Raw genomic sequence first — 6,136 nt, forward strand, 5'->3', positions numbered from 1 at the left:
GACAAGCAGTTCGCCGCCCTCAACACGCTCCTCGACAAGTACCGCGCGGACAAGACGAGCTACGTCTTCACCTCGTACGAGAAGGTCGGCAAGGAACAGCGCAAGGAGCTCTCGGACGGCGTCAACGCGCTCGCCGAGCCGCTCTCCAAGCTCGCCGCCGCCGTCGTGAAGTAGGCAGGGGGATCCACCGATGACCGACGAGAACGCGAAGGACGCCACGGGCGCCGGCTCCGGCTCCGGCTCCGAGGAGCGGGGCGCCGCCCCCTCCCGCCGCAGCGTCATCGGCTGGGGCGGGGCCGGGCTCGCGCTCGGCGCCGTCGCGGCCGGCACCACCGTCGCCCTGACCCGGGGCGGCGGCGGGGCCACCGAGACCGTCGCGGACAGCGGCGGGGCCGTCCCCTTCCACGGCCCGAACCAGGCCGGCATCGCCACCGCCGTCCAGGACCGGCTGCACTTCGCGTCCTTCGACGTGAAGACGTCGGACCGCGCCGAGCTGATCGAGCTCCTCAAGGACTGGACCCGGGCCGCCGAGCGCATGACGGCCGGCCACGAGGTCGGCGAGGGCGCCTACGGCGGCCTGCCGGAGGCCCCGCCGGACGACACCGGCGAGGCGCTGGGCCTCAAGCCCTCCCGGCTCACCCTCACCATCGGCTTCGGCCCCTCGCTCTTCGACGGGCGCTTCGGGCTGGCCGGCAGGCGCCCCGCGGCCCTGGTCGACCTGCCCAAGTTCCCCGGCGACAACCTGGACCCGGCCCGCAGCGGCGGCGACCTGTGCGTCCAGGCGTGCGCGGACGACCCGCAGGTCGCCGTGCACGCCATCCGCAACCTCGCCCGCATCGGCTTCGGCAAGGTCGCGGTGCGCTGGTCGCAGCTCGGCTTCGGCAAGACGTCCTCGACGACCCCGGACGCCCAGACCCCGCGCAACCTCTTCGGCTTCAAGGACGGCACCCGCAACATCGCGGGCACCGAGACCGACCGCCTCGCCCGGCACGTGTGGGTGTCGGGCAAGGGCGCCGAGGGCCCGGCCGCCTGGCTGGAGGGCGGCTCCTACCTGGTCGCCCGCCGGATCCGGATGAACGTCGAGACCTGGGACCGCACCTCGCTCGCCGAGCAGGAGGACGTCTTCGGCCGCGACAAGAAGGAAGGCGCGCCCGCCGGGAAGCCCAAGGAGCACGACGAGCCGTTCCTGAAGGCGATGAAGCCGGACTCGCACGTGCGCCTGGCGCACCCCGACTCCAACGCGGGCGCGACGATCCTGCGCCGCGGCTACTCCTTCACGGACGGCACGGACGGGCTGGGCAGGCTGGACGCGGGCCTGTTCTTCCTCGCGTACCAGAAGGACGTGCGGACCGGCTTCATCCCGGTGCAGACCTCGCTGGCCCGCGCCGACGCGCTCAACGAGTACATCCAGCACGTGGGTTCGGCGCTGTTCGCGATCCCGCCGGGTGTCCGCGACAAGGACGACTGGTGGGGCCGGGCGCTGTTCGCCTGAGCGGCCCGCCGCCCCCGTAATCCCTTATTCCCGTAGCCCGTAGATCCGTAGCCCCGTAGTCCAAGACGTCCAAGGAGGGACCGCCGTGTTCGGCAACTATCTGATCGGCCTGCGCGAGGGTCTTGAGGCCAGTCTGGTCGTCTGCATCCTCATCGCCTACCTGGTGAAGACCGGCCGCCGGGACGCCCTGCGGCCGATCTGGATCGGCATCGGCGTGGCCGTCGCCGTCGCGCTGGCCTTCGGCGCGGGGCTGACCTTCGGCTCGCAGGAGCTGACCTTCGAGGCGCAGGAGCTGCTCGGCGGCTCGCTGTCGATCCTCGCGGTGGTGCTGGTGACCTGGATGGTCTTCTGGATGCGGCGCACCGCGCGGCACCTGAAGACGGAGCTGCACGGGAAGCTGGACGCGGCGCTCCAGATGGGCACGGGCGCGCTGGTGGCCACCGCGTTCCTGGCGGTGGGCCGGGAGGGCCTGGAGACGGCGCTGTTCGTATGGGCGTCGGTGCGGGCCTCCTCGGACGGCACCCACGCGCCGCTGGTCGGCGTGATCCTGGGCCTGCTGACGGCCGTGTTCCTGGGCTGGCTGTTCTACCGGGGCGCGCTGAAGATCAACCTGGCGAAGTTCTTCACCTGGACCGGCGGGATGCTGGTCGTGGTCGCCGCCGGTGTGCTGGCGTACGGCGTGCACGACCTCCAGGAGGCGGCGTTCCTCGGCGGCCTGGCGGACAAGGCGTTCGACATCTCGGCGACGATCCCGCCGGACAGCTGGTACGGCACGCTGCTCAAGGGCGTGTTCAACTTCCAGCCCGACCCGACGGTCCTTCAGGTCACGGTGTGGGCCGCATATCTGATCCCGACGCTCGCGGTGTTCCTGGCCCCGGTAGGGTCGGGTCCGTCCAAGCGGGTGGCGGAGCAGAAGGCGGCCGAGAGCGATGAGAAGGCTGGGGCGACCGGCGCGTAGGCGCCCGGCTGACGCGCTCCTCGCGGCGGCGACGGCGTCCGTCCTGGCGCTGACCGCGAGCGGCTGCGTGACCGTGCACGGCGAGCGGGAGCTCGTCCCCGCCGTCACGGAGGCCGAGGCCGCGCGGGCCCTGAAGGACTTCACCGACGCGTACAACAAGGCCGACAAGGCGTACGACCCGGCCCTCGACGCGGGCCGGGTCACCGGTCCGATGGGGGAGATCAACCAGGCGGGCCTCCGCTCCCGCCAGAAGTCCTCGCCCGGCGGCAACCCGGACCACCGGCCGCTGGAGCTGACGGACGCGAAGTTCCACATTCCCCGGAAGGCCGGCTGGCCGCGCTTCTTCGTCGCGGACACCGACTCCAACCGGGACACCGACCAGGGGCCCGGCGACAACCGCTGGCTCCTGGTCTTCGTGCGCGGCGGCGACCGGCAGCTCTGGGAGGTCGCCTATCTGTCGATCCTGAGCCCCGGCGACATCCCCGCGTTCAGGACCGAGGCGGGGTACGCGGTGCCGGCCGGCGCCGGTCCCGGGGGCCCGGCGGTCCCGCCCGGGGAACTGGGCGAGCGGTACGTGGAGTTCCTGAGGAGCGGGGCGGCCGGGCCGTTCGCGCCGGGCCCGCACACCACCGAGTGGCGGGCGGCGCGGGAGAAGGAGGCCCGGCGGCCGGGGCTGGTGACGCAGTACGTGGACCGGGCGGAGAGCGGCGGGGACTTCGCGCCGCTGGGGCTGGTCACGGCGGACGGCGGGGCGCTGGTCTTCTTCGCCACCCGCTACTTCGAGCGCGAGACGGCGGCGAAGGGCTACCGGCCGAAGGTCGGCAAGGACGTGAAGGCGCTGCTGACCGGCGAGGTGCGGAACACGGTCACCAAGCGGTGGGTGTCGAGCCAGACGGCGCTGGTGAAGCCGGCGGGCACGGAGCGCGACGCGGTCGCGGTCGTGGGCCGGCTCCAGGGCGTGACGGCGGCGGAGGGCTCGTAACGGCGCCACCGCCGCTCCGGGCGCCGCTCGGGACCGCTCAAGGCTCCGGTCCGATCAGGCCCACTCCAAGCCCCGGTCAGCGTCCGATCGGCCAGGCGATCTCGTGCTCGGCGCTCTCCCCCTGCTCGGCCTGCGCGGCGGCGTGCCGGGCGCAGGCGTCGGTGAGGGACTCCAGGAGGTTCAGCGGGTCCGGCAGCGGGTGCTCGGGGCCGCGGACCCAGGACAGGGCGGGCTGGCTGCCCTCGTCACCGGGGAGCCGGGACGGCGGCACGAGGACGTAGCTGCCGCGGCAGTGCCAGCGCAGCCCCGGGTGCTCGTCCATGGTCTCGGGATGGCAGTCCAGCTCGCAGGGCCACCACTCGTCCTCGTCCTCGGGGGTGCCGCGGGTGGCGGTGAAGAAGAACATGCGCCCGCCGTCGGCGCGGTCCTCGGCGGCGTCGGAGACGGCCACCGGGCCGACGTCGACCCCCTCGGCGAGCAGCCGGTCCAGGGCGGCCCGGCCGGCGGCGTAGGGGACGTCCAGGACGTCGTGGACCATGCCGGTGGCGGTGACGAAGTTCGCCTCGGGCTGGTTGCGCGCCCAGCGCTCGATCTGGGCCCGGTCGGTGGTCGACTGGGTCTGCCAGGCGAAGGAGACGGGGTGCCGGGCGGGGGTGGGACAGCCGATCCGCTCACAGGAACAGCGGTAGCCGACGGGGTACGCGGCGGGGGCCAGCGGCATCCCGGCGGCGGCGACGGCCAGGAGCGCGTTCTCGCGGTCGTTCTCGACGTCGGCCGCGGTCCGCTTGGGGCGCCTGCGCAGCCACTGTGCGAGTTTGCTCTCCGTGCCGCGGTAGCGGCCGATGCCGTCGCCCATCTATCCCCTCACACCTCATGCTCGCCCGTTCGGTCCCACGGGCTCTCCATCGTCCCACCATCCTGCGCCTCGGGTGACCGGAGTCGGGAACCGGGGGGTGGGCCGGTTCTCACCGACGGGCGCCGAGGCCGCGCAGGGCGTAGTCGACGAGGGTGTCGGCGTAGGTGTGGGTGAGCGGCAGGGTGCGGTGCAGCCAGCGGTGGTGGAGGGGGCCGACGAGGAGTTCGAGGGCGATCCGGGGGTCGACGTCCGGATCGATGTCGCCGGCGGCCTGGGCGGCCTCGATGCGGCGTACGTACAGCTGGAGCGAGGGTTCGAGGAGCTTGGCGGTGAACCGGGCGCCGAGCTCGGGGTCGACGATGCCCTCGGCGGCGAGGGCGCGGGTGGGGCCCTCGAAGACGGGGTCGTTGAGCTCGTCGACGGTGGCGCGCAGGACCCGCCGGAGGTCGGCGGCGAGGTCACCGGTGTCGGGGATCTCACTCCCCGCCCCGCCGCCCTCGCCCCCGGCCCCGCCGCCGCCCTCGGCGCCGGCCGCACCTCCCACCCGCTCGGCGAGGTCGAGGAAGGCGTCCATGAGGACGGCGGGCTTGGAGTTCTCCGGCCACCAGCGGTAGATGGTCTGCTTTCCGACGCCCGCGCGGGAGGCGATCCCCTCGACGGTGGTCTTCGCGTACCCCACCTCGGATACGAGGGCGAGGGCGGCGGCGTAGATGGCGCGGCGGGAGCGTTCGCTGCGGCGGGAGGAGTCGGGTGCCTTGGTGTCCGTCATGGCGCAAACCTAGCAGCAGCGAGACGCGCCGTCTCGCTTGCCCGGGGCGGCGGCGGACCGACGCGGGACGGCGCCCGAACCACCCGAACGGTCCACAGCGCGCGGCCCCCGGAAAGCGGACCATGGGCTCAACGCTCAGCGACCGTAGAGGAGCCCTCTTTGCGCCCCACATCGCGCGAGGCTTCGCCCCGCCGTTATCTGATGTGCCCACCCGCGCACTTCAAGGTGACGTACTCCATCAACCCCTGGATGGACCCCACCAAGCCGGTCGACCTGCCGCTGGCCCTCGCGCAGTGGGAGGACCTGCGCGACCGCTACCGCGCGCTCGGCCACACCGTGGAACTGCTCGACCCGCGTCCGGGCCTGCCGGACATGGTCTTCGCCGCGAACGGCGCCACCGTGGTGGACGGGCGCGTCCTGGGGGCGAAGTTCGCCTACCCGGAGCGCTCCGACGAGGCCGCCGCGCACCTCGACTGGTTCCGCAGGAACGGTTACGCGGACGCGGACGTGCGCGTCCCGGAGCACGTGAACGAGGGCGAGGGCGACTTCGCCGTCACCGCCTCCTGGATCCTGGCCGGCCGGGGCTTCCGCTCCAGCCCGCTCTCCCACGACGAGGCCCAGGAGTTCTTCGGGCGCCCGGTGATCGGCCTGGAGCTGGTGGACCCGCGCTACTACCACCTGGACACGGCGCTGTGCGTGCTGGACGACACCGGCGACGAGATCATGTACCACCCCGGCGCCTTCTCCCCCGGCAGCCGCTCGGTCCTGGAGCGGCTCTTCCCCGACGCCCTGATCGCGAGCGCCGAGGACGCCGCCGCGCTCGGCCTGAACGCGGTGAGCGACGGCCGGCACGTCCTGCTCCCGCAGGCCGCCGTGGGCCTCTTCGACCCGCTGCGGGAGCGCGGCTTCGAGCCCCTCGGCATGGACCTGGGCGAGCTGCTCAAGGGCGGCGGCAGCGTGAAGTGCTGCACCCAGGAGCTGCGCCCCTAGGCGGTGTCTTCAAATGATCACCATTGGTGGATCATGGTGTCGTGATACGTCGTCATGAACTGTCGGATGCCGAGTGGGAGTTCGTTCGG

6 protein-coding genes and 1 pseudogene are annotated in these 6,136 nt (G+C 73.1%); 5 read left to right on the forward strand and 2 right to left on the reverse strand.

Going from position 1 to position 6,136, the window contains the following annotated elements:
* The 4 genes and pseudogenes from AB0C99_RS39305 to AB0C99_RS39320 all read left to right on the forward strand — a co-directional run.
* A pseudogene (locus AB0C99_RS39305) lies at positions 1-174 on the forward strand (peptidase M75); the annotation flags it as partial.
* Positions 175-190: 16 nt separating this feature from the next.
* A complete protein-coding gene (efeB, locus tag AB0C99_RS39310; protein ID WP_362485266.1) occupies positions 191-1,492 on the forward strand; it encodes an iron uptake transporter deferrochelatase/peroxidase subunit in 1,302 nt (433 codons plus the stop codon).
* Positions 1,493-1,577: 85 nt separating this feature from the next.
* On the forward strand, positions 1,578-2,450 hold the full coding sequence (efeU, locus tag AB0C99_RS39315) for an iron uptake transporter permease EfeU (protein ID WP_362485268.1): 873 nt from the start codon (positions 1,578-1,580) through the stop codon (positions 2,448-2,450).
* A complete protein-coding gene (locus AB0C99_RS39320) occupies positions 2,422-3,432 on the forward strand; it encodes a hypothetical protein (RefSeq protein WP_362485270.1) in 1,011 nt (336 codons plus the stop codon). The genes efeU and AB0C99_RS39320 overlap by 29 nt, the downstream gene beginning before the upstream one ends.
* A gap of 76 nt (positions 3,433-3,508) precedes the next feature.
* On the opposite strand, the gene AB0C99_RS39325 is transcribed toward AB0C99_RS39320, so the two are convergent.
* Both AB0C99_RS39325 and AB0C99_RS39330 read right to left on the reverse strand, forming a co-directional pair.
* Positions 3,509-4,288 (reverse strand): bifunctional DNA primase/polymerase, encoded by a 780-nt coding sequence (locus AB0C99_RS39325; protein ID WP_362485271.1) that lies wholly within the window; start codon positions 4,286-4,288, stop codon positions 3,509-3,511.
* Positions 4,289-4,397: 109 nt separating this feature from the next.
* Positions 4,398-5,057, reverse strand: coding sequence for a TetR/AcrR family transcriptional regulator (locus AB0C99_RS39330; RefSeq protein WP_362485273.1), 660 nt, complete (start codon positions 5,055-5,057; stop codon positions 4,398-4,400).
* Between the two features lie 159 nt (positions 5,058-5,216).
* Between AB0C99_RS39330 and ddaH the strand changes: the two genes are divergently transcribed.
* Positions 5,217-6,047, forward strand: a complete 831-nt coding sequence (gene ddaH / locus AB0C99_RS39335; protein WP_362485275.1) for a dimethylargininase — start codon at positions 5,217-5,219, stop codon at positions 6,045-6,047.
* Positions 6,048-6,136 lie beyond the last annotated feature (89 nt).

Origin of the sequence: Streptomyces sp. NPDC048659, from assembly GCF_040650575.1 — a bacterium.
In the GTDB taxonomy this organism is placed as follows: Bacteria; Actinomycetota; Actinomycetes; order Streptomycetales; family Streptomycetaceae; genus Streptomyces.

Coding starts and splice junctions, on each gene's coding strand:
- efeB (WP_362485266.1), top strand. CDS start 191: ATGACCGACGAGAACGCGAAGGACGCCACGGGCGCCGGCTCCGGCTCC.
- AB0C99_RS39325 (WP_362485271.1), bottom strand. CDS start 4,288: ATGGGCGACGGCATCGGCCGCTACCGCGGCACGGAGAGCAAACTCGCA.
- AB0C99_RS39320 (WP_362485270.1), top strand. CDS start 2,422: ATGAGAAGGCTGGGGCGACCGGCGCGTAGGCGCCCGGCTGACGCGCTC.
- AB0C99_RS39330 (WP_362485273.1), bottom strand. CDS start 5,057: ATGACGGACACCAAGGCACCCGACTCCTCCCGCCGCAGCGAACGCTCC.